Origin of the sequence: Streptomyces sp. NBC_01803 (assembly GCF_035917415.1) — a bacterium.
Classification (GTDB): domain Bacteria; phylum Actinomycetota; class Actinomycetes; order Streptomycetales; family Streptomycetaceae; genus Streptomyces.
This window is the reverse complement of record NZ_CP109073.1, coordinates 4,733,713-4,758,492: the sequence shown is the minus strand read 5'-3', so window position 1 is coordinate 4,758,492 and position 24,780 is coordinate 4,733,713. Positions and strand designations below refer to the sequence as shown.

The following is a 24,780-nucleotide window of genomic DNA, read 5'->3' as shown; positions in this document are numbered from 1 at the left end:
AAGCGGACAGCGGACAGCGGACAGGCGGAAATGAACGGCATCATCGGTCGACGTGTACGGGACGCCCTGCTGGCGGCTGCCCGGGGGATGCTGCTGTCCCTGCTCTCGCTCGGCATCTCGCTCCTCCTCTTCATCCTCTTCCTGGTCTCGCTCTCCCTCGTCCTCATCGGCATCGGCCTGTTCACCACCCCCGTCGTCATGGACGCCGTCCGGACCCACGCCAACCAGCGCAGGTTCCTCGCCGGGGTCTGGGCCGGGCTGACCATCCCGGCCGGCTACCGGCCGTACCCCGGACGCGCCGCGCGCCCCGGCATCGCGGGCCAGGTGGAGCACTGCGTGCACCTCCTCAAGGACCCGACGACCTGGCGCGACTTCCAGTGGCTCTTCGTGGACGCCGTCGCCGGCTTGGTCCTCGCGCTGCTGCCGTGGGCGTTGATCGGCTACTTCCTCTTCGGGCTGGTCCTGGTGGCCGGCGTGTGGCAGGCGATCGTGGACGCGGGCGGGACGTACTGGTTCGCCTTCGTCCCGGTTCACGACTGGACCACCGCGTTCCTGGCCGCCCTGACCGGCGTCGGCTTCGCCCTCCTCGCGCTCTTCGTCAACCCGCCGCTGATCCGCCTCCACTTCCTGCTGGCCCGGGTCCTCATCGGCGCCTCGGAGAAGGAGCTGCTGGCCCAGCGCGTGGCCCGGCTGACCGAGACCCGGCACGACGCGCTGGACGACTCCGCGGCCGAACTGCGCCGTATCGAACGCGACCTGCACGACGGCGCACAGGCCAGGCTGGTCGCGATGGGCATGAGCCTGGGCGCCGTCGAGGCGCTGATGGAGAAGGACCCGGCGCAGGCCAGGCGGCTGCTCGCCCAGGCCCGGGCGAACTCGGCGGAGGCCCTGGCCGAGCTGCGCGACCTGGTGCGCGGCATCCACCCGCCGGTGCTGGCCGAACGTGGCCTCGGCGACGCGGCCCGCGCGCTGGCGTTGCGGACGCGGCTGCCGGTCGAGGTGGACGTCGATCTGCCCGGACGGCTGGACGAGGCGGTGGAGACCGCGGCCTACTTCGCGATCAGCGAGGTCCTCACCAACGCCGCGAAGCACTCAAGCGCCGAACGCGCCTGGCTGGACGTCTACTACAGCCGCGGCGACCGGTCGCTGCGCATCGCGATCACCGACAACGGACGCGGCGGCGCGAATCCCGGGGCCGGCAGCGGACTGCGCGGACTGGAGCGCAGGCTCGGCTCGTTCGACGGCGTGCTCGCCGTCAGCAGCCCGGTCGGCGGGCCCACTCTCGTCACCATCGAGATTCCCTGCTCGCTCACCCCCGCGCGCTGAGCCCGCGCGCCGACGCCGACGCCCTCGACCGGGCCGCCGCCTACCCGGCCGTGCACGGGGGCCGCGGCCGGCGACCCGCACGTCGCCCGGTACGCCGACGCCTCGCCGCGCCCGTGGTTCGTGGTCTTCGACGGCGACCCCGCCGCCCACCCGGCCGACGGCATGGGCCCCGGCTGGTACGCCGCCCGCCCGTGCCTGCTGGTGATGACCGACGCCCACGCGATCGCCCGTCCTGGACCCCCGGCCCCCGCCGAGTCCGACGCCCTGGCCGCGTCGCGGAGCCGGCCGCCGCCGGGGCGAGCGTGGTCAGCACGGACTGGTCCGGCGTGCCCCCCGTGGTGGCCGCGATCGGGCCGCGCGGCTGACTACGCTTGCGCCATGACCGCACCCCCGCGTCCGAGAGTCCTGGTCGCCGAAGACCTGTTCCTGCTGCGTGAGGGACTGGTGCGGCTGTTGGAGGCGTACGACTTCGAGATCGCCGCCGCCGTGGACAACGGGCCCGAGCTGACCCGGGCGCTGGCCGAGGTGCGGCCGGACGTCGCCGTCGTCGATGTCCGGCTGCCGCCGTCGTTCACCGACGAGGGTCTGCAGTGCGCCCTGGCGGCGCGGCGCGAACGTCCGGGCCTGCCCGTCCTGGTGCTGTCCCAGCATGTCGAACACCTCTACGCGCGCGAGCTGTTGGCGGACGGCACCGGCGGGGTCGGCTATCTGCTGAAGGACCGGGTGTTCGACGCGGGGCAGTTCATCGACGCGGTGCGGCGCGTGGCGGCGGGCGGCACGGCCATGGACCCGCAGGTCATCCAGCAGCTCCTGGCCCGCCGCACCCAGGACTCGCCGCTGGAGCGGCTCACTCCGCGCGAGCTGGAGGTGATCGAGCTGATGGCGCAGGGCCGTTCGAACGCGGCCATCGCGGAGCGGCTCGTCGTCACCGAACGGGCCGTCGCCAAGCACACGTCCAACATCTTCATCAAGCTCGGCCTCCCCCCGTCCGACGACGACAACCGCCGCGTCCTGGCCGTGCTGGCCTACCTCGAACACTGAAGTCCCGCCCGCACCGGACATTCCGCCCCGAAAGTGGCCCCGGGCTCGCGCGTAACCGAGGCGACGGGGGCTCGTTTTGCCGGATGTGTCTCCCAGCGAAGTCTCCTCCCGTCATGTGAAGCCGGCCACGGAGCCGCGCGTTCCGGGGCTCGAGCAGGCCGAGGCGGCGCTCGTCGAGCACTACGCGCGGCTGGTCCGGCTCGGTTACCTGGTGCTTCCCCCCGCCCTCGGCCGCCACCGCCGCGTCCTCGCCGCGCACGCCGTCGCCCAACGGGCCCTGCCCGGCCGGAAGCCGTCGGGCAAGGGCGCCGGGCTGCCCACGCAACGCCGCGACCGGCGCTCCGGCGGCGAGGGCGCCGACCCCGGCTACGCCTATCTGCGGCGGCGGGTGCTGACCGGCGCCCTGGAGGCGGGCCGGCCGGTCCGCGTGGCCGGCCGGGAGGTGCGGTGGCTGCCGCGAACGCCGCCGCCGCTGCCGCGCGTGGTCGGTCTGCGGCTGTTCCCGAAGGTCGGTGAGTCCGATGAACTCGCCCTGGAGCAGGAGCTGTCCGGGCTCACCGCGGCGGCCCGCGCCGCGTACGCGCTGCGTCGGCTCGACGGGCTGGAGGACTCCGCTGTCCGCGACGCGCTCGCCGAGGCGGGGGTGCCCGAGCGGCACCTGCGGGCCGCGCTGCGGGCCGCCGACACGGTGACCGGCTCGGCCGCCCTGCCCGACCCGTGCTCGCTCCAGGCCCGGCCGACCGACCTGCTGCGCCGCCGCCAGTACGGCAGGACCGCGCTGTTCGGCGGCGCGGCGCTGGTGGTGTCCGCCGGAGCGCTGGCGTTCCTGCCCGTCGGCCGGGGACCGGACGGCGCCGCCGCCCCACCCTACGCGGAGAACGCCGCCGTCGAGGCGGCCCTCGACCCGCAGGGGCTGCGGCGGATTCCCGCCGACGTGTGGCGGCAGTCCTCGCGCACCGACTTCTCGGTCTGGCCCGCGCGCGGCTCCGCCATGGACGACACCGGGCTGCTGCGCCGGGCGCTGGCGGTGTGGGCGAGGCCGGGCGAGGAGGTGACCGTCTCGGCGACCCCGGGCACCCAGAGCGGACCTCCGCCGGGTCCCGCGCAGTTGCTGTACGCCGGGGAGGCGGGCGGCGCGTCGGTGGTGCTGCTGTACGACGGTCTGCGGCTGGTGCGTTACGCCGAGCCCGCCGGGGCCGGCGGGGGCGGCGTGGTGCTGGACCTCGCCCGCGTGGACGGCGCCGACCTGATCGGCGCCTCGGCGGTGGTGATCAGCCGGGATGACGGCAACACCCGTTATCTGACCGCCCCGTGGGTGAGCGACGCGGCGACCTCCGATCTGGCCGACGCGGACGGGGCGTCGACCACGCTCCGGACGGACGAGGACGGTGTGACCGATCCGGTGCGCACCCCGGCCGGCACCGAGGAGTGCGTCGAGTTCCGGGTGCTGGAGATCACCGCGCAGGGCGCGGACCGGCCGTATCTGCTGGCCGATCTCGGCGAGTTGGCGCCGGCGCTGCTGACGCACGGCGAGCCGGGCGACCGGGCGGGCATCGCGGGGGCGACCGAGGCCCGCGACCAGTGGGCGCGGATCGCCTGCCATCTGCCCTCGGTCGGCGGCGGCGGGGTGCGGGCGGTCAACGCCTGGGACTTCGCCGCGCAGAACCTGCCGGACGGCGCGGGCAGAGCGGAGTGGGTGTGCACCCGCACCGAGACCTGGCGCGGGGCGGGCAGCCGCACGCTGACGCAGTTCCTGCCGCCGCCGACGACGCCGGGCGAGCCGGGCGTCGTGACGGCGACCGCCGAGGACAGCCCGTCGTGCGGGCACCGCTTCCCCTCGGTGCTCACCGGTGTGCTGTGGCGGTCCCCGGCCGAGTCCTGGTATCTGGTGGCGGCCGGCAGCGAGGACGTCAGCGCCATCACCGCGAGCGGCGGCGTCACCGGAAAGGCGGCGGGCAGCACGGCCGCCCTGCCCGCCGAGGAGGGGGCCGAGGCCGAGCTGACGGCTGAGCTGGCGGACGGCGGCGAGCTGGCCATGCTGGGCTGAGGCCGCGGCGGGCAGCCCGGCCGGACGGTCAACGGCCGGACACCTGCCCCCCCTTGGGGTGACGCGCGTAGTTTGGGGCCGCGTCCGGCCGGGGAGCCTGCTGGGGCAGCACCCGAGGTGTGGCCCGAACTCCCCACGCGCTTCAGGCACTTGGTGTGGCGGACGGCGAGCGCGCCTCTCCCCCACAGGTGAACGCAGGAGGAGCCTTGTCCCACTCGTCAGCGAACTCCCCGTCCAGACGCGGCTTTCTGGCGGTGGCGGCCGGCGGCGCCGCCGCGCTGCCCGTCATCTGCTCCGGCCGGGCCACCGCGGCCTCGCCCCGTGAGCTTCCCGTCGTGACCTTCCCCGAGCACCCGGCCGCCGTCTTCGGCACCGGGCCGTCCGCCGAGCCGCTCAACGCCAGCGTGGCGTGCGGCCTGCGGCGGGGAGCGGCCTGATGGCCATATTCGTCTCCAGATCGCAGTGGGGCGCCCGCGCGCCCAGAGCCCGCAGCACCAACATCACGCCGGAGAACGGCGGGGTGACGATCCACTACGTGGACGGCGTCCCGGTGGCCAGGGCCAACCACGCGGACTGCGCGGGCCAGGTGCGCGGCATCCAGAACCACCACATGGACACCAACGGCTGGGACGACATCGCCTACACGTATCTGACATGCGTGCACGGCTACGTCTTCGAGGGCCGGGGTCCCGGCTACCGCACGGCCGCCAACGGCACCACCGCCGGCAACCAGAACTGGTACGCCGTGTGCGGCCTGGTCGGCGGCGTGTCCGGCACGTACGACACGGTGACGGCCCAGCTCCTCGACGCCATCCGCTGGTCCATATACAACCTCCGCCAGGTGGGCGGCGCGGCCACCGGCATCAACCGGCACATGGACCACCTGTCCACCTCCTGCCCGGGGCAGCTCTCCTCGTACGTCACCAGCGGCTCGCTGGAACCGGCCAAGAACAACGCGCCCGCGTGGCCCGGCGTCACCTTCACCTATCCGCCCGTCACCACGCACTCCAGCGTGACCACCTGGCAGCAGCGGATGCGCGCCATCGGCTGGACGATCGGCGTGGACGGGCAGTACGGCCCGCAGTCGAAGGCCGTGTGCCAGGAGTTCCAGCGGATCAGGAGCCTGACCGTGGACGGCGTCGTCGGCCCGGCCACCTGGCGCGAGTCCTGGGACGTCTGAGCGCGGGAACGGCGGCGGGGACCCGCCGTCGCCAGGTCCCGTCCAAGCGGCATGAGGCGACTCCGGTCGGCCGTCCTGCCGGTCATCGTGCCGGTCCTCCTGCTGCTCGCCGCCCGCGGCGACCCGGGCGACCCCGGGGACGCGACCGGCGGCGAGCACGGCGGCCGGGCGGTGGCGGGCCGGGGAGAGGCGATGTGCCCGGTCGGCCGGGGCGGGTTCCCCGACTTCTCAGCGGGCCGCGGCCGTTGAGCCGCGCACCACCAGCTCGGGCTGGAAGACGAACTCGGTGCGCTGGACCAGGTCCCCGCCGATCTCCTCCAGCAGGGCGCCCACCGCGGCCCGCGCCATGGCCTGGACCGGCTGGCGCAGCGTGGTCAGCGGCGGGTCGGTGAACGCGAACAGGTCCGAGTCGTCGTAGCCGATCACGGACACGTCCCCGGGCACGGAACGGCCGCGCTCGCGGACCGCCCGGATCGCGCCCAGCGCCATCATGTCGCTACCGCAGACGATGCCGGTGCAGCCCGCGTCCAGCAGCTCACCGGCGGCGGCCTGGCCGCCCTCCAGGCTGAACAGCGAGTGCCGCACGACCCCTTGGCCCTCGTCCCCCATCTCGGCCAGGAACCCGGCCACCTTGCGCCGCACCGGCACGAACCGGTTCGGCCCGACGGCCAGCCCGATCCGCGAGTGACCCAGCGCCCGCAGGTGCCGCACCGCGATCCGCGACGCCGCCGCGTCGTCGGGCGAGACGAAGGGCGCGCTGACCCCTGGGTTGAAGCCGTTGATCAGCACGAACGGCACGCCCTGCCCGGCCAGCCGCGTGTAGCGCGCCGGATCGGCCGTCGTGTCGGCGTGCAGCCCGGACAGGAACACGATGCCGGTGACGCCCCGTTCGACGAGCTGGTCCACCAGCTCGTCCTCGGTCGCGCCGCCCGGGCTCTGTGTGCACAGCACGGGCGTGTAGCCGTGCCCGGCCAGCACCTGCTCGATGACCTGCGCGAACGCCGGGAAGATGGGGTTCGTCAGCTCGGGGATGACCAGGCCGACGAGCCCCACGCTACGCTGCCGCAGCCGCAGCGGGCGCTCGTAGCCCAGCACGTCCAGGGCCGCGAGCACCCGCTGTCGGGTGGCCGCCGCCACGCCCGGCTTGCCGTTGAGCACCCTGCTCACCGTGGCCTCGCTGACCTCGGCCTGGAGGGCGATGTCGGCGAGCCGGGCGGGCTGCGGGAGCACCGCCCGGGGGTCGTTCACTCCGCCCACCACACCGTGGTGTCGGCGGGCAGGACGCCACCGCCGGGGTACCGGCCGCTGGCGAGCAGCAGTCGGCCGGCCGGGGTCAGCAGGTCGGCGGCGCCGACCACCATGTCGGTGGTGTTGACCGCGCAGACCATGGTGGAGCCGTCCGAGGCGCGGCGGCGGAAGGCGAGCACACCCTCGGGCGCCGCCAGCCACTCCACGCGGTCCCCCGCGCCGAGCGCCGGATGCGTGCGGCGGATGGCCAGCGCGGCCCGGTACAGCTCCAGCGTGGAGGAGGGATCGCCGGTCTGCTCCTCGACCGACAGCTTGCCCCATTGCGCTGGCTGCGGCAGCCAGCTCCCGCCGTCGCCGAAGCCGAAGGAGTCGCCCTGCGCGGTCCACGGGATCGGCACCCGGCAGCCGTCGCGCAGCCCGTCCTGGCCGTCGGACGAGGCGTCCGGGTCCGAGCCGCGCCGGAAGAACGCCGGGTCCTGGCGCACGTCGTCGGGCAGATCGGTGACCTCGGGCAGGCCCAGCTCCTCACCCTGGTAGACATACGCGGAGCCGGGCAGCGCCAGCATCAGCAGCGTGGCGGCGCGGGCCCGTTCCAGGCCACCGCCGAGCCGGGTGAGGTGGCGGACCACGTCGTGGTTGGAGAGCACCCAGGTGGTGGGAGCGCCGACCGGGCGCATCGAGTCCAGCGAGGAGTCGATGACGCGACGCAGTGCCTCGGCCTCCCACGGGGTGTTCAGATAATGGAAGTTGAACGCCTGGTGCAGCTCATCGGGGCGCACGTAGAGCGCGGTGCGGGCCGCGTTGGGCGTCCACGCCTCGGCGACGCCGATGCGCTGGTGCGGGTACTCGTCGAGGATCTTGCGCCACGAGCGGTAGATCTCGTGCACGCCGTCCTGGTCGAAGAAGGGCAGCACCTCGGTGCCCAGCAGCCTCAACTGCCCGTGGGAGCCCGTGTCGGGCAGGCCGGCGGCCTTGACCAGACCGTGCGCGACGTCGATGCGGAAGCCGTCGACGCCCATGTCGAGCCAGAAGCGCAGCAGCGAGCGGAACTCGTCCTGGACCGCCCGGTTGTCCCAGTTGAGGTCGGGCTGCTCCGGCGCGAAGAGGTGCAGATACCACTCGCCGGGCGTGCCGTCCGGGTTGGGCGTGCGGGTCCAGGCCGGGCCGCCGAAGATGGACTCCCAGTCGTTCGGCGGCAGTTCACCGCTCACGCCCTTGCCGGGCCGGAAGTGGTAACGATCGCGCAGCGGCGATCCCGGCCCCTGGCGCAGCGCGCGCTGGAACCACTCGTGCTGGTCGGAGGAGTGGTTGGGCACCAGGTCCACGATGATCCGCAGGCCCAGGTCGTGGGCGTCGCGGATCAGGGCGTCGGCGTCGTGCAGATCGCCGAACATCGGGTCGATGGCCCGGTAGTCGGCGACGTCGTAACCGGCGTCCGCCTGCGGCGAGGCGTAGAACGGGCTCAGCCAGACGGCGTCGACGCCGAGGCCGGCCAGGTACGGGAGCCGGCGGCGGATGCCGACGAGGTCGCCCATGCCGTCGCCGTCGCCGTCGGCGAACGAGCGCGGATAGACCTGGTAGATGACCGCGTGGCGCCACCACTCCGGCTGGCTGATGGTGACCGTCTCCGTGGGGTCGCCGTTCGGCTGAGCGCGGCCGGCGAGATGCTGGGTCATGTCGTCCCTGATTCGAGGCGTGAGGCGGATAGGCGGTGTGGTCCGTCGGTCAGGCTTTGGTCGCGCCGGCCGTGAGTCCGGACTGCAGGTGTCGTTGGGCATATCCGAAGACCAGCATCGCGGGCACGGCGATGAGCACCGCGGCGGCGGTCATGATGTGCCAGTCCTGGGTGTGCTGGTTGACGAACGTCTGCAGACCGCCGGCCAGGGTGAGGTTCTCCTCGCCGGTCATGAACGCGGTGGCGTACGCGACTTCGGCCCAGGCGGTGACGAAGGTGTAGAACCCGGTCACCGCGATGCCCGGTCTGGCGAGCGGCATGATCAGCCGCCAGAACGCGCCGAAGGGGTTCAGGCCGTCCACCCGCCCGGACTCGTCGATCGACACCGGTATCGTGTCGAAGAAGCCCTTCATCATCCAGGCGCAGAACGGCACCGCGATCGTCAGGTAGGTGACGATCAGCGAGACCGGCTGGTTGAGCAGCCCGTAGCGCGACATGAGGTTGTACAGCGGCACGATCAGCACGGCCATCGGGAACATCTGCGTGATCAGCAGGGTCCACATCAGCGGGCGCATGCCGGGGAACCGGAAGCGGCTGATCGCGTATCCGGTGGTGGAGGAGATGAACACGCCGATGATGGTCGTCGCCACCACGATCAGCACGGAGTTGCCGAACCACGTCAGGAACTCGGTCTCGTTGAGCACGTGGTCGTAGTTGTCCAGCGTGAAGTTCGAGACGAGCGACCGGGTGAAGGTGTCGGTCTTCGGCTTGAACGAGGTGACCAGCAGCCAGAGCGGCGGGAACACCGCGATGACGGCGGCCAGCAGCAGCGTCCCGTGCAGGCCGATGGAGGCGGCCCGGCCGCGTTCACCGCGCCGGCGCGGCCTCTTCCCCGGCCGGGCGGTCGCGGACATGCCCGCGCCGGGCACGGAGGCCGGCACCGGGCGCGGGGCCGGCTCGGCGGCTCCGCTCGCCTGGGTCGTGTCGGTAGCCATCGTCACCACACCTCTCCCTGCTTGCGCAGCACCCTGCGGTAGGCGATCGCGAAGAGGACCAGCAGCAGCAGGATCAGCACGCCCCAGGCCGCGGAGTTCGCGAAATCACGGGGACTGCTGATGAACGCCAGCCGGAACGCCTCGGTCACCAGGATGTCGGTCGATCCCGCCGGCCCGCCGCGAGTGAGCAGGAAGATCACCGGGAACATGTTGAAGGTCCAGATCGTGCTGAGCAGCACCACCGTCATGGACACGGACCTGACCCCGGGCAGCGTGATGTTCCAGAACCGCTGCCAGGCGTTGGCGCCGTCCATCTCGGCGGCCTCGTACTGCTCGGGGGGAATGGACTGGAGGGCGCCGAGCATCGCGATCAGCATGAACGGCACGCCGAGCCAGACGTTGACGGCGATGACGGAGACCTTGGCCCAGGTCGGGTCGGACAGCCAGGAGATCCCGCCGACGCCGCCGCCCTCCAGCAGGCTGTTGAGGAGGCCGTTGCGCTCGTTGTAGAGCATCCGCCAGGCGAAGACCGACACGAACGCCGGGATCGCCCAGGGCAGGATCAGCGCCGTGCGGTAGACGGCGCGCCCGCGGAACGTGCGGTTGAGCATGTTCGCCAGGCCCAGGCCGATGAGGAACGTGACGCTCACACAGCCCACGGTCCACAGCACGGTCCAGCCCAGACGGTCCCAGAAGACGTCGTCCTTGAGGATGGCGGTGTAGTTGTCCAGGCCGACGAAATCGTAGGTGGCCGGGATCTTGTTCACACCGATCTGCCGCTCGACGTTCGCCTCGTCGGCGTCGGTCAGCGACAGGTAGACGCCGCGCACCAGCGGCCAGCCGATGATCGCGGTGATCACGGTGACCACCGGCGCGATCATGGCCCAGGCGTACCAGTGCGTGGACGCGGTCCGGCGCAGCCGCCCGGGGGAGCCCGGCGCGCGGCGCGGGCCGCGGGCGCGTCCGGCGCCCGCGACCCGTACCGTCGGCCGGCCGTTCCCCGGCACGGCCGTGGCGGCCGTTCCGTGGGGGTTCACAGCGTCAGCCATGGTTTCGGCCCTTCATGCCCGCGGTCAGCGCCGCTCACTGCCAGTCTTCGAGGAGCTCGCGGTAGGCGTCTCCGGTGTCGGACGCCGCCTGCTCGGGGGAGGCGGAGCCGGTCAGCATGGCCTCCAGGGAGGTCAGCAGCGGGTCGAAGAGCGACTGCGCCTGGGGAATCCAGGGGCGCTCGTGGGCGACCTCGACGGCCGGCTTGAAGAACTGCACCATCTCGTTGTCCGCGACGGCCGGGACCTCGTAGACGGACTGCCTGGTGGGGAGGAGGCTCAGCTCCTCGGTGATCCGCTGCTGGGTCTGCGCGGAGCTCATGTACTTGACGAACTCGAAGGAGGCGTCGGCGTCCGGGGTGCCCGCGTAGACGCCGTAGTTCCAGCCGCCCAGCGGCGCGCCCTGCGCCTGCGAGCCGGCCGGGACGGGGGCGACACCCAGGTCGTCGCCGAGGGCGGCGGTGGCGTCCGCGATGGCCCACGGGCCGTTGATCATCATGGCGACGTCGCCGTTGCCGAAGGAGGACATCATGTTCTCCCAGCCGTCGCTGGTGTCCGTGGTGGCGGCGCCGGAGTCGATCAGGTCCTGAAGCTGCGCGAAGGCCGCGACACCGGATTCGTCGTCGACAGTGACCTCCTGGGCCTCGGCGTCGACCAGGTCGCCGCCCTCGCCGTAGAGGTAGGGCAGGAACCAGTAGGCGTCGTCGCCCCGCGCGTACAGCGGGGTGGTGCCGATCTCGTCGAAGGCTTCCTGGGACTCGCGTATCTCGTCCAGCGACGCGGGCACCTCGACGCCGGCCTCCTCCAGGAGGGACTTGTTGTAGAAGAGCGCCAGGGTGTCGGTCACCTGCGGAACGGCGTAGGTCTGACCCTCGAACTGGGTACTGGCCCAGGATTCCGGCAGGAAGTCCTCCTGGTTGTCCAGCGCGGCGGTGCCGTCGAGCGGGTAGAGGTACCCGAGGTTCGCGAAGTCGGCGACCCAGGCGACCTCGGTGCGCATGACATCCGGTGCCTCGTTGGCGCCCGCCGCGTTCTTGAACCGGTTCTGCGCGTCGTCGAAGCCGATGTTCACGTACTCGACCGTGACGCCGGGGTGCTGGTCCTCGAACTCCGTGGCGACGGTCTCGAAGACCGCGGCCTCGGTCTCGTTCGAGGTGTCCCAGAAGGTGACCGTGCCGGAGAGCTCCCCGTCCGCACCCCCGCCCCCGCCGCCGTCCTCGTCGCCGCCACTGCCGCAAGCCGTTGCCGCAAGAGCCAGAGCCGCGATGACGGCTGTCGTCCCTATGCTGCGCCGCATGTGAACTCCTTCAAGCGTTACGCCCGGGTTTAGGGGGCTGTATCCACCCTATGCGCCGCGCCTCTGCGGCGCCGGGCCGAGCAGGAACGTAACAGCGGCGCAAAAGTTTGGAAAGAGCTTGCGGCAAATTTCAGCAAGGAAATGGTGCGGGGCCGTCCGGGTGACTCCGGGGACCTCCGAAACACGTCCCCATCAGAACGCAAGCATCCAAAGTCACACATTCCGGTCCAGTTTCCCTTCCACAGTGGGCAGGGGAATCCCCGGCCGGTAAGGTCCCGGACTGTGACCGCACGGCTAGCTGACATCGCAGTCCAGGCGGGGGTCAGCGAGGCGACGGTCAGCCGGGTCCTGAACGGCAAGCCGGGCGTCGCGACCACTACCCGCGAATCCGTTCTCGCCGCCCTCGACCTGCTGGGGTACGAACGGCCGGTGCGGCTGCAGAAGCGCAGCGAGGGCCTGGTCGGGCTGATCACGCCCGAGCTGGAGAACCCGATATTCCCGGCCTTCGCCCAGGTGATCTGCCAGGCGCTCACCCGCCAGGGCTACACGCCGGTGCTCGCCACCCAGACCCCCGGCGGGTCCACGGAGGACGAGCTCACCGGCATGCTGGTCGAGCGCGGGGTGGCGGGCATCATCTTCATCTCGGGACTGCACGCCGACACCAGCGCCGACATGGAGCGCTACGAGCGGCTGCGCGGGGGCGGCGTGCCGTTCGTGCTGATCAACGGCTTCTCGCCGAAGGTGCGGGCACCGTTCGTCTCCCCCGACGACCGCGCGGCGATGCGGCTGGCCGTCACCCACCTCGTCTCGCTCGGCCACCGGCGGATCGGCCTGGCCCTGGGGCCCGAGCGCTTCGTGCCCGTGCAGCGGAAGATCGAGGGCTTCCTGCGCGCGATGGAGGAGGAGCTCGGCATGGTCACCGCGGACGCGCGGCGGCTGATCGAGCACTCGCTGTACACGCTGGAGGGCGGCCAGGCGGCGGCCCTCGCGCTGCTGGCCCGGGACTGCACGGCGGTGGTCTGCGCCAGCGACATGATGGCCCTCGGCGCGATCCGCGCGGCCCGGCAGCACGGCCTGTCCGTGCCGGAGCACTGCTCGGTGATCGGCTACGACGACTCGCCCCTGATCGCCTTCACCGACCCGCCCTTGACGACGATCCGCCAGCCGGTCTTCGCCATGGGCCAGGCCGCGGTCCGCGCCCTGCTGGAAGAGGTCGGCGGCACACCGGCCCCGCACAGCGAGTTCGTCTTCATGCCCGAGCTGGTGGTGCGGGGCTCGACCGCGACCGCGCCCGTCATACAGCAGGCGTGACGGCGCCACGCGGACCGGGGGTACGGGGGTCGCCCCCGGAAGACCGCGGCACAGCGGGCGTGACGGCGCCACGCGGACCGGGAGTACGGGCGTCGCCCCCCGGAAGACCGCGGCACAGCGGGCATGACAGCGCCACGCGGACCGGGGGGTGCGCGACGGTCGTGGGAGGTCGTAGGGGAGAATTCCGGAGTGAAGACCAGACCGGAGGATGATCGGGCCGGCGTCAGTCCTCTGGCAGACTGTGGGCCCATGGGGGCAACAAGTGTCAGGCCGCAGGACGAGCGAGTGGATACGGCAGGGCTCGTGACCGAGCTGGATCAGGAGACAGCCGCCCCTGTCAGGCGCCTGAGCTCGATGCGGACCCCCCGAAGCCCACGGATCTGGTTCGAGCTGCTGCTCATCGCCGTCAGCTACGGCACGTACTCGGTGATCCGCAACGCCGCCCCCACCCGCGTCGAGCAGGCCCAGAGCCACGCCCGCTGGATCTGGGACCTCCAGGACTCCCTCGGACTCGCCTTCGAACGGTCCGTCAATCACACCGTGGGGGGCGTGACCTGGCTGATCGTCTCGATGAACTACTACTACGCCACCTTGCACTTCCTGGTGACCATCGCCGTCCTGGTCTGGCTCTTCCGCAGCCACCCCGGCCGGTACGGGGCCACCCGCACGGTGCTGTTCGCCACCACCGCCATCGCGCTGCTCGGGTACTACTTCTATCCCCTCGCGCCGCCCCGGCTGATGGAGGGCATGGACTTCATCGACACCGCGACCGTGCACCACACCTGGGGTTCGCTGTCCGCCGAGGGCACCACGATGGCCTCGGTGTCGAACCAGTACGCCGCGATGCCCTCCATGCACATCGGCTGGTCCCTGTGGTGCGGGCTCACCGTGGTGGTGCTGGCCAGCCCGTGGTGGCTGAAGCTGCTCGGCGCGCTCTACCCGGCCGTCACGCTGCTGGTCATCGTCGCCACCGCCAACCACTTCTGGCTCGACGCCGTCGGCGGCATGATCTGCCTCGCCTTCGGCTATGTCGTCGCCCGCCTCTGGTATGGGCGCCTGTGCTACCACCTGCCCCAGCGGGTCCCCGCCGCCGGGGCGCGGTCTCAGCCCTCGTAGAACAACCGCTCCACCACGGCCCTGGCCCGCCGCGTCGTACGCCGGTAGTCGTCCAGCATCCGCCCGACCTCGGCCGGCCCGTAGCCGAGGAAACGGGCCACCGCCGCCGTCTCGCGCGGGTCCGTGGGGAACGTGTCCAGCGGCCGACCGCGCACCAGCATCACCGCGTTGCGCACCCGCGAGGCCAGCACCCACGCCTCGTCCAGCACCGCCGCGTCCACCGCGTCGAGCAGGCCGATGCCGGCGGCGGCGGCCAGCGCCCGCCGGGTGCGGGTCGTGCGCAGGGCCGGCTCGATCCCGGCGTGCCGGAGCTGGAGGAGCTGCACGGTCCACTCGATATCGGACAGGCCGCCCCGGCCCAGCTTGGTGTGCGTGGTGCGGTCAGCGCCGCGCGGCAGCCGTTCGGCCTCCATCCGGGCCTTCAGCCGCCGGATCTCGCGCACCGACTTCTCAGGCAGTCCGTCGGCCGGATAGCGCAGCGGGTCGATCAGCTCCACGAACCGCTCCCCCAGGCCCGGGTCGCCGACGACCGGCTCGGCGCGCAGCAGCGCCTGGCTCTCCCAGACCAGCGACCAGCGGCGGTAGTACGCGGCGAAGCTGCTGAGCGAGCGGACCAGCGGGCCGTTCCTGCCCTCGGGCCGCAAGTCGGCGTCGACGAGCAGGGGCGGGTCGACGCTGGGGAGCTGGAGCAGCCGGATCATCTCGTTGGCCACCGCGTGCGCGGCCCGGGCCGCCTCCTGTTCGTCGGCGCCCTCCATCGGCTCGTGCACGAAGATCACGTCGGCGTCCGAGCCGTAGCTCAGCTCGTGGCCGCCGAAGCGGCCCATGGCGATGACGGCGAGCCGGGTGGGCAGGCCGTCCGCGCCGTAGGACGCGGTGGCGGCGTGCAGCGCGCCCGCGATGGTGGCGGCGTTGATGTCGGTGAGCGCGTTCCCGACCCGGTCCAGCACGGGTCCCGGCGCCTCCAGCGGCTCGGGCGTACCCGCCCCCTCGGGCGTCGCGTAGGCGCCGACGATATCGGCCGCCGCCGTGCGGAACAGCTCGCGCCGCCGCACGCCGCGCGCCGCCGTGACGGCCGCCTCGGGCGAGTCGGCCCGGCCGACGGCGGCCTGCACCTCCTGGGTGAGGGCGCGCCGGGTGCTGGGGCGCAGGCCGGCCGGGTCGCCGAGCAGGGCGACGGCCTCGGGGGCGCGCAGCAGCAGGTCGGGGGCGAGGCGCCCGGCGGACAGCACCCGGGCGAGATTCTCGGCGGCGGCGCCCTCGTCGCGCAGCAGCCGCAGGTACCAGGGGCTGGTGCCCAGGGCGTCGGAGACCTTGCGGAAGCCGAGCAGCCCGGCGTCGGGGTCGGCGGAGTCCGCGAAACGGGCCAGCATCACCGGCAGCAGGGTGCGCTGGATGGCGGCCTTGCGCGTGACGCCGGAGGCCAGCGCGGACAGGTGGCGCAGGGCGGCGGTGGGGTCGGCGTAACCGAGGGCTTCCAGGCGCTCCTTCGCGGCGGCCTCGCCCAGCCGGACCTGCCCGGCGTCGAGCCGGGCCACGGCGTCCAGCAGCGGCCGGTAGAACAGCTTCTCGTGCAGGCGGCGGACGCCGGCGGTGTGGCGGCGCCAGGCAGCGGTCAGCTCCTGGACGGGCTCGCCCAGGAAGCCGAGGGAGCGGCCGAGCCGGCGCAGCTCGGCCTCCTCGGTCGGCATCAGGTGGGTGCGGCGCAGGCGGTGGAGCTGGATACGGTGCTCGGCGGTGCGCAGGAAGCGGTAGGAGTCGCGGAGCGAGGCGGCGTCCTGGCGGCCGACATAGCCTCCGGCGGCGAGCGCGGCCAGCGCGTCGAGGGTGGTGGCGTGGCGCAGCTCCGGGTCGGTGCGGCCGTGGACGAGCTGGAGGAGCTGGACGGCGAACTCGACGTCGCGCAGCCCGCCGGGCCCGAGCTTCAGCTCGCGCTCCGCCTGGGCGGCCGGCAGCGACTCCTCGACGCGGCGGCGCATCTGCTGCACGTCGGGCACGAAGTTCTCCCGCTCGGCCGCCTGCCACACCAGCGGCGCGACGGCGGCGCAGTAGTCGCCGCCGAGGGTGAGGTCGCCGGCCACCGGGCGGGCCTTGAGCAGCGCTTGGAACTCCCAGGTCTTGGCCCAGCGCCGGTAGTAGGCGAGGTGGCTGCTGAGGGTGCGGACCAGGGGGCCGTTGCGGCCTTCGGGGCGGAGGTTGGCGTCGACCGGCCAGATCGTGCCCTCGGCGGTGGTGTCGGAGCAGACGCGGATCATCCGGGCGGCGAGCCGGGTCGCGGCCTGGACGGCGGGCCCCTCCGCGACGCCCTCGGCGGGCTCGGCGACGAAGATCACGTCCACGTCCGAGACGTAGTTCAGCTCCCGGCCGCCGCACTTGCCCATGCCGATGACCGCGAGCCGGCACCGCGCCGCGTCCTCGGGGGTCTCGCGCCCCGCGATCCGCAGGGCGGCCCGCAGGGTGGCGGTGGCCAGGTCCGCGAGCTCGGCGGCGGTCTGGGCGAAGCCGGTGGCGCCGGTGATGTCGCGGGCCGCGATGGTCAGCAGCGCCCGGTGGTAGTGGACGCGCAGCCCGTCGGGGTCGGTGGCCGGGGCGAGCGCCGCCTCGAACTCCTCGACGCCCGGGTGCAGATCGGCGCTCTCGAAGGCGACCAGGGCCTGCCACTCGTCGGGGTGCCGGGCGAGCTGGTCACCGAGCCCCTCGGAGGCGCCGAGCACACCGAGCAGCCGGTCGCGCAGCGGCTTGGCGGCCAGCAGGGTGTCCAGCAGCCGGGCCCTCCCCCAGCCTTGGCGGCTGGGAGGTGCCCCCGTCCAGCCCTGGCGGCCGGGAGATGCCCCTGTCGTCTCGGGCTGGGCCTCCGCGAGCCGGACCAGGGCGCGCAGCGCGAGGTCGGGGTCGGCGGTGGCGCCGAGGGCGTCGAGGAGCACCGGGTCGCCGCCCACCGGGCGCAGGGCGGGAGCGTCGAGCAGCCGCTCGGCGGCTCGGGGATCGGTGAAGCCCCGGCGCAGCAGTTGTCCGAAACGGCTGTCACGTCGCCCGCCCACCGGCACGGCTCGTCCCCTCTGCGCTGCTGGTCCCGCTCGTCAGGGGACCCGGACGCGCCGGGGCCCCCGAGAAGCGTAACCACTTCCGGGCGCGAAGGATCGCCCGGTATACGTGATCCTGACGGCATCGTTCCGCTTCTCCCGCCGGGAGCCGTTCCGCCTCAGCCGGCTCCGCGCGCGACGCGCGGGCCAGAGGACGCCGTCCGCCGCGCGGTCGCCTGCCCACGCCGCGGCTCGGCGGACACCCGTGCCGTGGCGGAACGGGCGGCCGATCGACCTCGGCCTGCCGGAGGGCTGTACGCGGGGTCGGGCGCAACACGTGTCGGACGGTAGGGCTGAGGGCTGAGGGCTGAGGGCTGAGGGCTGCCGATGATGCCGGTCGGGTTTCCCTCTCAGGAGTCGCGTACGGCGGCGACGGCTTCGATCGCCACCAACTGGTCGTCGTATCCGAGCACGGTGACCCCGAGCAGCGTGCTCGGAACGTCGTGGTCACCGAACGAGTCGCGGTGGCGCCACTCGCCATCCATGGGTCCGCCGTGCCGATTTCAGCTCAGGTATCGCTCGACGAAAGCGGTGACGTTCTCGGTCATCCGCTCACGGTCGGCCGACCGCATGCCCGCCCTCTCGCCGTCCTGGGCCAGGAAGTAGGTCAGGCTGGCCACGCACATGTCGGCGTCCGGAAGCGAGCAGGCGATGGACCGCCCATGTCCCTGCTCGGACTCGGCCAGGACGGTGTAGAGATACAGCTCGACTGTGCTTCCCTCATCCGGCCCCAGAGTCGGGTCACCGGCCGGAACGTGCACCAGCGCCGCGTGGTAGTCCGGAGTGCCGGTCGACACCTGCTCGACGTCATGACCGAGCGGACGCGCGCAATCGGTGCCCCTGTCCGGGTACACGGTCACCGCGTACGCCTCGGCGGGATCGACGTACTCGCAGCCATAGAGGGTCGCCGGGACCACTCCCCCGGCGTTCAGCAAGGAGGAGACACGGCCCGCGTCCGATCCCATTTCCAGGTACCGCAGGCCGGTGGCCCCACCCGTGACGAAGCAGGAGCTTCCCTCGGGGCCGACGAAGAACAGCGGTTCGGGCTCGTCCCAGACCCCCACGACCGCCGTGCCCGAGGGGAGATACCGGGAGTCGGACAGCCGGACCGTCTCCGGTATCTCCTCCTCCTCGACCGGATAGGCCGAATCCTCCGGACAACGCCCGACATCGGCCACCACTTCGGCGGGAGCCCTGTCACGGGGGGCGGGAGAGCCGGTGACATCGGCGCAGGCTTGCCGGGCGGCCTCGTCGTCGGGACTGGTGGTCGTGACGCAGACGCTTCTTTCCCTGTCGGCCAGCACGGTGCAGGACGCGGCCTCGGGACCCTCGTCGCACCCCCAATAGAGAACGCTGACGCCCTCGGGCAGCGGTCCGGCCGGATCCACGGTCACCGGGCCCCGCTCGCCCTCCTCGGAGATGACGACGGTGGTGCAGTCGGTCGCTCCCGCCTCGATCCGGCAGTCGGGCTCGGGCTCGCCGGGCATGGTCACCTCGATGACGCCGGTGGCCACGGTCACGTGAACGGGGACCGTATCGGGGCTCGCGGACTGCTGGTTGAGCACGGTTCCGCCCGCGACGGCGGCGGTCAGGCCGGCTCCGATGACGAGTTTGGCCGTGAGGCCGATGCCCGCGCTCTGGCCGGCCGCCGTGGAGGCGGCGGCGACCGCCGACGCGGGGTCCGGCGGCGGCAGTGAGCCGAGGACCGAGGAGGCGTCGGGCGTAACTCCAGCGAGGTCGCCCGCCGTCGGGTCGGGGGTGGTGAGGCCGGCGTCGGGCGGCGGCGCCACGCCGGGCCCGCACAGGCTCTGCGCGTGCTGGGAGACCGCCACGTTGCCGCTGTCGCCCAGTTGTTGCCACAGGGCTCCGGCGGTGGCGAACGCGGCACCGGCCGCCGCGCGCTTGCCGGAAACGAGATCGCGGACCCCGTTCTCGTGTGTGAAATACGCCAAGGCGTGCTGGTCGCGGGCCCGCTGAGCGGCCGCGATACCGCGATCGAGTACGGTGCCCCACACACCCAGCCGGAGCGAGCAGGCGACCGTCGGTGCCGCCGCCCGGGCCAGGCGGACCGCGGCCGGCGCGGCGCCCGCCTCGACGGCCGCCTCGATGACCGCGGTGATGAGCCCGCCGTCCCGGGCCACTTGCGCCGGGGAGCGGCCCGGCGCGTCGACCCACCGCGACAACCGGTCCGCCAGTGCCGCCGCGTCCACCTCGCGGTCCGCGGACCGTACCGCGGCCAGGTCGTGGGAGATCCGGAAGCCGTCGCCGGTCGGCTCGGCCAGGCCCAGCGTGGTCAACCGCGCGGACAGTTCGGCACCGGAACCCACCAGCTCCGAGAGGAGTCCGTCGCTCACCCCGCCGGCACCGCCAAGTCGCAGTAGCACGAGGGCCACACGTTCAGGCGTCGTCAGCGCGGCCAGTAGGCCCGTCAGCAGCTCCGCCAACGCGGCCGGGCGGGCCAGACCGCCGGTCGTCGCGGCACGCAGCAGCCACTGCGGGGACCCCGCCGTCACGTCCCACAGCGCCTCGGCGACCGGCACCTCCTCGCCTCGCAACGGCCGGGCGAGCGCTTGAGTCAGCAGCGTCACGGCGTCGTCGCGGGGCAGCCCGGACAAGGCCAGCGTCCGCCCCTCCCCCCACAGGGTCCGCTCAGCGCCCGAGAACAGCACCGCCGCCTCTGGGAGGGTGTCCAGTGCCTCGGCCAACTCCTGCGGGCCGCATTCCAGATCGTCCAGGATCAGCCTGATGCCGACCCGCGCCATCAGCCGCCGTAACTCGGCCTGGCCCGGCCGGTAACCGGGGGCGTCATAGCAGGCTTCGAAGACGTCCTGCAGAACGTCGCCGGGCTCCCGCCCCCCGGCGTCGATGAACACGGTCCCACCCGCGGCCGTGTCCACGGCCCGCTCATCGACCAGCCGGTGAGCGGCCATGCGCAGCAGCGTGCTCTTGCCGATGCCCGACGGGCCGTGCACCTGGACGGCGTCATCGGCGGCCATCCCCTCAAGGATGAACGCCAGTTCGCTCTCCCGGCCCACCGCCCTCCGAGCGCGACGAGGCAGTAACTCGATCTCCTCGCGCGGCCGGGGGCTCGGCCGCTGTCCCTGCCCCACGACCGTGACCACCGACTGGCCGGTGGCCGACACGACGATGTTGTGGTCGCCGACGACGACTTGCCCTCGCACATCCCCGGCGACGTGGACCCGTGCGGCGTCGGACTCCTCCATCAGCCCCCCGACGGCTCGCCCGAGGATCCGTCCCCGCCGAAGTGCCGCTCGTATTCCGCGGCGAGTCCCGCACCGGCCTGCTGCACCAGCAAGCCGGCGACCGGGTTGACGATCAGGCTCGTCACCACCCCCGCCAGAGCCGGCAGTTTCTCGGCGAACCAGTCACGCACATACACCATGACCGACACCTTCGGCTCGGGCCCGGTGACAGCTTCCTCCAACTCGTCCAAACGCTCCCCGGCCGAACGCCGATCCCCGTCCTCCAGCTCACCGAGCCGGTCACGGACGCGGGCGAACGCCTCGCGCAGCACGGCCACTTCGGCAACGGACGGCGGCGCCGCCGATCCGCCGGGCTCCACCCGCGTGACGCGGTTGCCCCTTCCCACCACGACCTGCCCCGAGACGTCCCCCACGCGCACCGAATAGCGGTCAGCGTCCGCCATCTCGTTCCCCCTCGCCATCGAATCCCTCCGGACAGAATCGGGGGCACTCATTATTCACCAACCGCTCCCCGGGGAGAAGCAACTCCGCAATAAGCGCGGACAGTTCGTCCCACACAGACCAAACCCGGCCCGGGAATTCGTCGCTGCCCAGAAGCGAGGAGCCCGGCCACCACCCCAGCCCCCGCACGGGCGGGACGCACCGTCAGCCATCCGGCCCTCGTCCCCGCACGGGCGGGGCGCTTACGGTACCGCCGTCCCCCTGCCCGGATCCTCGCCTCTGACCGGCGGTCGTATCCCCCCGGCCATCCGGAGCGCCCGCCCGGCAGCCTCAGAAGAGACCAGCCCGGCGGGACGGGCCCGTTGGTGGTCGGTACGGGTGCCGTGGCCGGAAGGCCGCGTCGTTTATGTGCTGAGGGACCGTCGGGCGACGTGGGCCAGGTGGTCCGTGAAGAGCTTCCGGGCGTCGGGGGTCAGGGTGTTGAGGGCGACCATGCCGGTGAGGATGACGTCGCACAGCTCCCGTTGGACGTCTTCCCAGGTGTGACTGTCGCCCTTGCGCGGATTGTGGCCGGTCGCGCCGATGACCGCTTCGGCGACCTCGCCGACTTCCTCCGAGAGTTTCAGGACGCGCATGAGCCGCGTCGTCGCCGGGGGGTCGGGGCTTTCGGCATCGAGCCATTTCACGAGCTGTTCGACGGTGTCCCAGGCGGTGTTGTCCATGCGCGCGGTACTCCACGGGTGTCGGTCCGGATGGCCGGAAGAGGGCCCGGCCACCAGCGCGGCATCAGCGATCGGTAACCGTATCGCTCTGACGGGTGACGATACCTGCCGGGCTCGTAGGCGTGACCCCATGGCGGAAACAACGATGCCTCTTGGCACCGCGTATCGGCCCAAGGCGTTGTAACTGCCGGACCGACACGGTGCGTTGGACGCAGTCACCCATCCGTGTCGGGCACAGTACCTCCTCGCCCGCGCCCCGACAGGGCGCGAGTCGGAGCTCTGGCACGGCTTCAAGGAGGTGCTCGGGATGCGAGGCTGGCTCGGTCCGGGAGTCGGAGCGACCGCCCCGTACGTCTCCGACGCCTTCCGCCCCGTCCGCGACTGGGGTAATGAGGTCGACCTGGGACTGTGGGAACTTCCGCCCACCGTCCTGAGCCTGCGACGGGAGGACACCACCGTGGCGATCATCTGCGGCAGCGTCCACCTCGCCTGCCGCGCACTCGAATCGGTACGGCGCCGTCGGCCACGACCACACCGTTCGAGAACTGGCTCTGATCGGTGGCGACTTCGGCTTCGACCCCAACCCCGACGACGTGAACGGGGCCGTCCCGCACCTGCCCTTGTCCGGGGCCTGCCCCACCGCCGCCCGGGCCCCGGCCGGCGGGTCATCGACGCCGCGCCGACCAGAACCCACGCCCCGCCGCCCTCGCCCCCGCCACCGAGAACGGTGAAGTCATCGACACGACCGGCCTGTCACCTGGCCCGGTCGAACACGCCGCAGCCAAACGCACCGCGCTGAACCCCCAAGCCCCAAGCCCCAGACCCAAAACCCCGAGCCCCGAGCCCCGAGCCCCGAGCCCACGTTCGGAGCCCCAGCCCATCCCGCGCCGCACGCCACGGAGATGACCCATGAAGCCGGACCCGGACCACGGCGACGACGAGGCCCTGCGCTCGGAACTGACCGACACCCTCGCCGCCGCCGGACACCTGCGCACGGAACCCTGGCGCCGCGCCATGCGAGAGGTCCCCCGGCGCACGTTCCTCCGCGACGGCCTCTTCCGCCGCAACGGCACCGGCTGGGAACCCCTCACCGCCACCCACCCCGACTGGCTCGCCCTCTGCCACCGCGACGAACCCGTCGTCACCCGCGTCGCCGGCATCCGCCCCGACGAACTCGGCAGCGTGATCTACCGCGAACCCACCCACACCAGCCCGGCACCGAGCCTGGCCGCACGCATTCTGGAGGAAGCCCGTATCGAGGACGGCATGAGCGTCCTCCACATCGGCACCGGCACCGGCTACCTCGCCGCGCTACTGACCCACCGGCTCGGCGACCACCTCGTCACCACCGTCGAACTCGACCGCGACGTGGCCCGCCGCGCCCGCGAGGCCCTGTCCCTCGCCGGATACAACCCCCACCTCGTCAACGGCAACGCCGTCACCGGATGGGAAGAGGCCACCGGCCCCTGGGACCGCATCATCTCCACCTGCGCCGTCATCACCGTCCCCCGCCTCTGGTTCACCCTCACCCGCCCCGGAGGCCAGATCATCACCCCCGTCAGCGGGGGGATGAACGCCGGCGCCCTCGCCCGCCTCACCGTCGGGGAAGGCGGACTGCTGGCCGACCCCGACGTGGCCCTCGGCCGCCTCATCACCCCCGGCGGCGCCGAACTCGGCCTCGCCCACCCACAAGAGCCACACCCCTCGGGCCCCCTCCCGGACATCACCACCAGCGAGCGCCCCGCCGTCATCACCCCGGACGACCTGGCCGAACCGACCACCCGCTTCGTCGCCCAGGCCGCCGCCCCCTGGCTGCGGGACTTACGCCTTCCCGACGGCCACCTCTACTGGGACCCCGAGGCCAAGGTCTGGGCCGCGCTGCGCCAGGACGGGGACAAGTGGACGGTACGCCAGTCCGGTTACCCCGTCTGGAACCGCATCGAGGAACAGGTCAACCGATGGCGAGCCGACGGCTCCCCCGGCCTCCACGAATTCACCGTCGCCGCCACCGCCGACGGACACCTGCTCACCTTCTGGGACGACGCCCGGTGAACCACCGACGGGGCCCGGGCCGAGAGAACGATCGTCCCGGCCCCGGGCGCCACGCCGGGCGGCGCCGACCGCCCGGCACACCGGAACCACGGCAGTGCGGGTGGGAGGAACCACGGTCCGGCCGATCGAGGACGGCGTGGTGCCGGTGGTCCACCGGAAAACCGACCGCCCCCTGGCCGCGCGCGCCGTGCCGCCTCCTTCCGGCCCCGACTCGTCATCGGGTGAGCCGCTGCTGCCGAAGCTACCCCGCGCGCGTCAGCAGATGGCCCCGGCGGAACCGCTCGTCCTCGCGGGGCTCGCGCAGCATCCGGCCGACCTCGACGAACCCGGCCTCGCGGGCCAGCCCGGCGAGGTCGTCAATCGGCCATCGGTAGGCCGTCGTCACCTTGTGGTCGAACGCCGACACCGGCCCGCCCTCGGACTCGAAGAAGGCGAACAGGAGGGTGCCACCCGGGGCCAGAACCCGGCGGAACTCAGCGAAGTACGACGGTATTTCCCGCGGTGGAGTATGGATGACCGAATACCAGGACACGATGCCGCCCAGTGTGCCGTCGGCCAGGTCCAGGGCATCCATCGAGCCGACCTCGAACCGCGAGTCCGGGTAAGCCTCGCGGGCGAGGTCGATCATCACCGGCGACAGGTCGACGCCGAAAGCGTCCAGTCCCAGGCCCCGCAGGTGCGCCGTCACATATCCAGGGCCACATCCCAGCTCGGCGACGGGCCCGGCGTCAGCGGCTCCCGCGAGCTCGGCGAACGCGGCGAGAACCGCGCGATCCAGCGGAAGATGGTCGAGCCCATCACGGACGGCTTCGGCGTAGCGAACGGCCATGGCGTCGTAGGCATCCGCTGTCGCACGGAGGTACGAGGGGAGTCCGGTCACAAGGGACGACACTAGCGTTCGCGCGATCGGGTCCGGCGCCGACCCATCGGACGGGGCCTGATACCGCGGCCGTGGTCCGTGGCTGTCATGTCCAAC

General features: G+C 72.7%; 19 protein-coding genes and 1 pseudogene. 9 read left to right on the top strand and 11 right to left on the bottom strand.

The window, feature by feature from the left end; all coding sequences use genetic code 11:
• Positions 1–30: 30 nt before the first annotated feature.
• The 6 genes from OIE51_RS21620 to OIE51_RS21595 all read left to right on the top strand — a co-directional run bounded on the left by OIE51_RS21620 (position 31) and on the right by OIE51_RS21595 (position 5,843).
• On the top strand, positions 31–1,326 hold the full coding sequence (locus OIE51_RS21620) for a sensor histidine kinase (protein ID WP_326599398.1): 1,296 nt from the start codon (positions 31–33) through the stop codon (positions 1,324–1,326).
• A 378-nt stretch (positions 1,327–1,704) separates the two neighbouring features.
• Positions 1,705–2,367 carry a response regulator transcription factor gene (locus OIE51_RS21615; protein WP_326599397.1) on the top strand — a complete coding sequence of 221 codons (663 nt, stop codon included), beginning with the start codon at positions 1,705–1,707 and terminating at the stop codon, positions 2,365–2,367.
• A gap of 115 nt (positions 2,368–2,482) precedes the next feature.
• Positions 2,483–4,414 carry a hypothetical protein gene (locus tag OIE51_RS21610; RefSeq protein WP_326599396.1) on the top strand — a complete coding sequence of 644 codons (1,932 nt, stop codon included), beginning with the start codon at positions 2,483–2,485 and terminating at the stop codon, positions 4,412–4,414.
• Between the two features lie 206 nt (positions 4,415–4,620).
• Positions 4,621–4,851 (top strand): hypothetical protein, encoded by a 231-nt coding sequence (locus OIE51_RS21605; protein ID WP_326599395.1) that lies wholly within the window; start codon positions 4,621–4,623, stop codon positions 4,849–4,851.
• Positions 4,851–5,594 carry a peptidoglycan recognition protein family protein gene (locus OIE51_RS21600; protein WP_326599394.1) on the top strand — a complete coding sequence of 248 codons (744 nt, stop codon included), beginning with the start codon at positions 4,851–4,853 and terminating at the stop codon, positions 5,592–5,594. The genes OIE51_RS21605 and OIE51_RS21600 overlap by 1 nt, the downstream gene beginning before the upstream one ends.
• 51 nt (positions 5,595–5,645) lie before the next feature.
• Positions 5,646–5,843, top strand: a complete 198-nt coding sequence (locus tag OIE51_RS21595) for a hypothetical protein (RefSeq protein WP_326599393.1) — start codon at positions 5,646–5,648, stop codon at positions 5,841–5,843.
• Here OIE51_RS21595 and OIE51_RS21590 read toward each other — a convergent pair.
• The 5 genes from OIE51_RS21590 to OIE51_RS21570 all read right to left on the bottom strand — a co-directional run bounded on the left by OIE51_RS21590 (position 5,823) and on the right by OIE51_RS21570 (position 11,855).
• The gene (locus tag OIE51_RS21590; RefSeq protein ID WP_442811984.1) at positions 5,823–6,851 is read right to left on the bottom strand and encodes a LacI family DNA-binding transcriptional regulator; all 1,029 of its coding nucleotides are present in this window, start codon (positions 6,849–6,851) and stop codon (positions 5,823–5,825) included. The two genes, OIE51_RS21595 and OIE51_RS21590, sit on opposite strands and share 21 nt — an antisense overlap.
• A complete protein-coding gene (locus OIE51_RS21585) occupies positions 6,839–8,518 on the bottom strand; it encodes a glycoside hydrolase family 13 protein (protein ID WP_326599391.1) in 1,680 nt (559 codons plus the stop codon). Before OIE51_RS21585 ends, OIE51_RS21590 begins: the two co-directional genes overlap by 13 nt.
• A gap of 49 nt (positions 8,519–8,567) precedes the next feature.
• A complete protein-coding gene (locus tag OIE51_RS21580; protein ID WP_326600735.1) occupies positions 8,568–9,431 on the bottom strand; it encodes a sugar ABC transporter permease in 864 nt (287 codons plus the stop codon).
• A gap of 83 nt (positions 9,432–9,514) precedes the next feature.
• Positions 9,515–10,561: a carbohydrate ABC transporter permease gene (locus OIE51_RS21575; RefSeq protein ID WP_442811983.1), complete on the bottom strand. Its 1,047-nt coding sequence runs from the start codon at positions 10,559–10,561 to the stop codon at positions 9,515–9,517.
• Positions 10,562–10,595: 34 nt separating this feature from the next.
• On the bottom strand, positions 10,596–11,855 hold the full coding sequence (locus OIE51_RS21570; protein WP_326599390.1) for an extracellular solute-binding protein: 1,260 nt from the start codon (positions 11,853–11,855) through the stop codon (positions 10,596–10,598).
• A gap of 282 nt (positions 11,856–12,137) precedes the next feature.
• On the opposite strand from OIE51_RS21570, the gene OIE51_RS21565 reads away from it, so the two are divergent.
• A complete protein-coding gene (locus tag OIE51_RS21565) occupies positions 12,138–13,166 on the top strand; it encodes a LacI family DNA-binding transcriptional regulator (protein ID WP_326599389.1) in 1,029 nt (342 codons plus the stop codon).
• A gap of 231 nt (positions 13,167–13,397) precedes the next feature.
• Positions 13,398–14,282: a phosphatase PAP2 family protein gene (locus tag OIE51_RS21560; RefSeq protein ID WP_442812069.1), complete on the top strand. Its 885-nt coding sequence runs from the start codon at positions 13,398–13,400 to the stop codon at positions 14,280–14,282.
• On the opposite strand, the gene OIE51_RS21555 is transcribed toward OIE51_RS21560, so the two are convergent.
• The 5 genes and pseudogenes from OIE51_RS21555 to OIE51_RS21535 all read right to left on the bottom strand — a co-directional run bounded on the left by OIE51_RS21555 (position 14,270) and on the right by OIE51_RS21535 (position 21,752).
• Positions 14,270–17,329 carry a bifunctional [glutamine synthetase] adenylyltransferase/[glutamine synthetase]-adenylyl-L-tyrosine phosphorylase gene (locus OIE51_RS21555; protein ID WP_326599388.1) on the bottom strand — a complete coding sequence of 1,020 codons (3,060 nt, stop codon included), beginning with the start codon at positions 17,327–17,329 and terminating at the stop codon, positions 14,270–14,272. The two genes, OIE51_RS21560 and OIE51_RS21555, sit on opposite strands and share 13 nt — an antisense overlap.
• Positions 17,330–17,715: 386 nt before the next feature.
• Positions 17,716–17,829, bottom strand: a pseudogene (locus OIE51_RS21550) (RidA family protein); the annotation flags it as partial.
• A 39-nt stretch (positions 17,830–17,868) separates the two neighbouring features.
• Positions 17,869–20,589 (bottom strand): ATP-binding protein, encoded by a 2,721-nt coding sequence (locus OIE51_RS21545; protein ID WP_326599387.1) that lies wholly within the window; start codon positions 20,587–20,589, stop codon positions 17,869–17,871.
• Positions 20,589–21,032, bottom strand: a complete 444-nt coding sequence (locus OIE51_RS21540; protein WP_326599386.1) for a hypothetical protein — start codon at positions 21,030–21,032, stop codon at positions 20,589–20,591. The genes OIE51_RS21545 and OIE51_RS21540 overlap by 1 nt, the downstream gene beginning before the upstream one ends.
• A 402-nt stretch (positions 21,033–21,434) precedes the next feature.
• Positions 21,435–21,752 (bottom strand): MazG-like family protein, encoded by a 318-nt coding sequence (locus OIE51_RS21535; RefSeq protein ID WP_326599385.1) that lies wholly within the window; start codon positions 21,750–21,752, stop codon positions 21,435–21,437.
• Positions 21,753–22,661: 909 nt separating this feature from the next.
• Between OIE51_RS21535 and OIE51_RS21530 the strand changes: the two genes are divergently transcribed.
• Positions 22,662–23,804, top strand: a complete 1,143-nt coding sequence (locus OIE51_RS21530; protein ID WP_326599384.1) for a methyltransferase domain-containing protein — start codon at positions 22,662–22,664, stop codon at positions 23,802–23,804.
• A 241-nt stretch (positions 23,805–24,045) separates the two neighbouring features.
• Here OIE51_RS21530 and OIE51_RS21525 read toward each other — a convergent pair whose 3' ends face one another.
• The gene (locus OIE51_RS21525) at positions 24,046–24,684 is read right to left on the bottom strand and encodes a class I SAM-dependent methyltransferase (RefSeq protein ID WP_326599383.1); all 639 of its coding nucleotides are present in this window, start codon (positions 24,682–24,684) and stop codon (positions 24,046–24,048) included.
• Positions 24,685–24,780 lie beyond the last annotated feature (96 nt).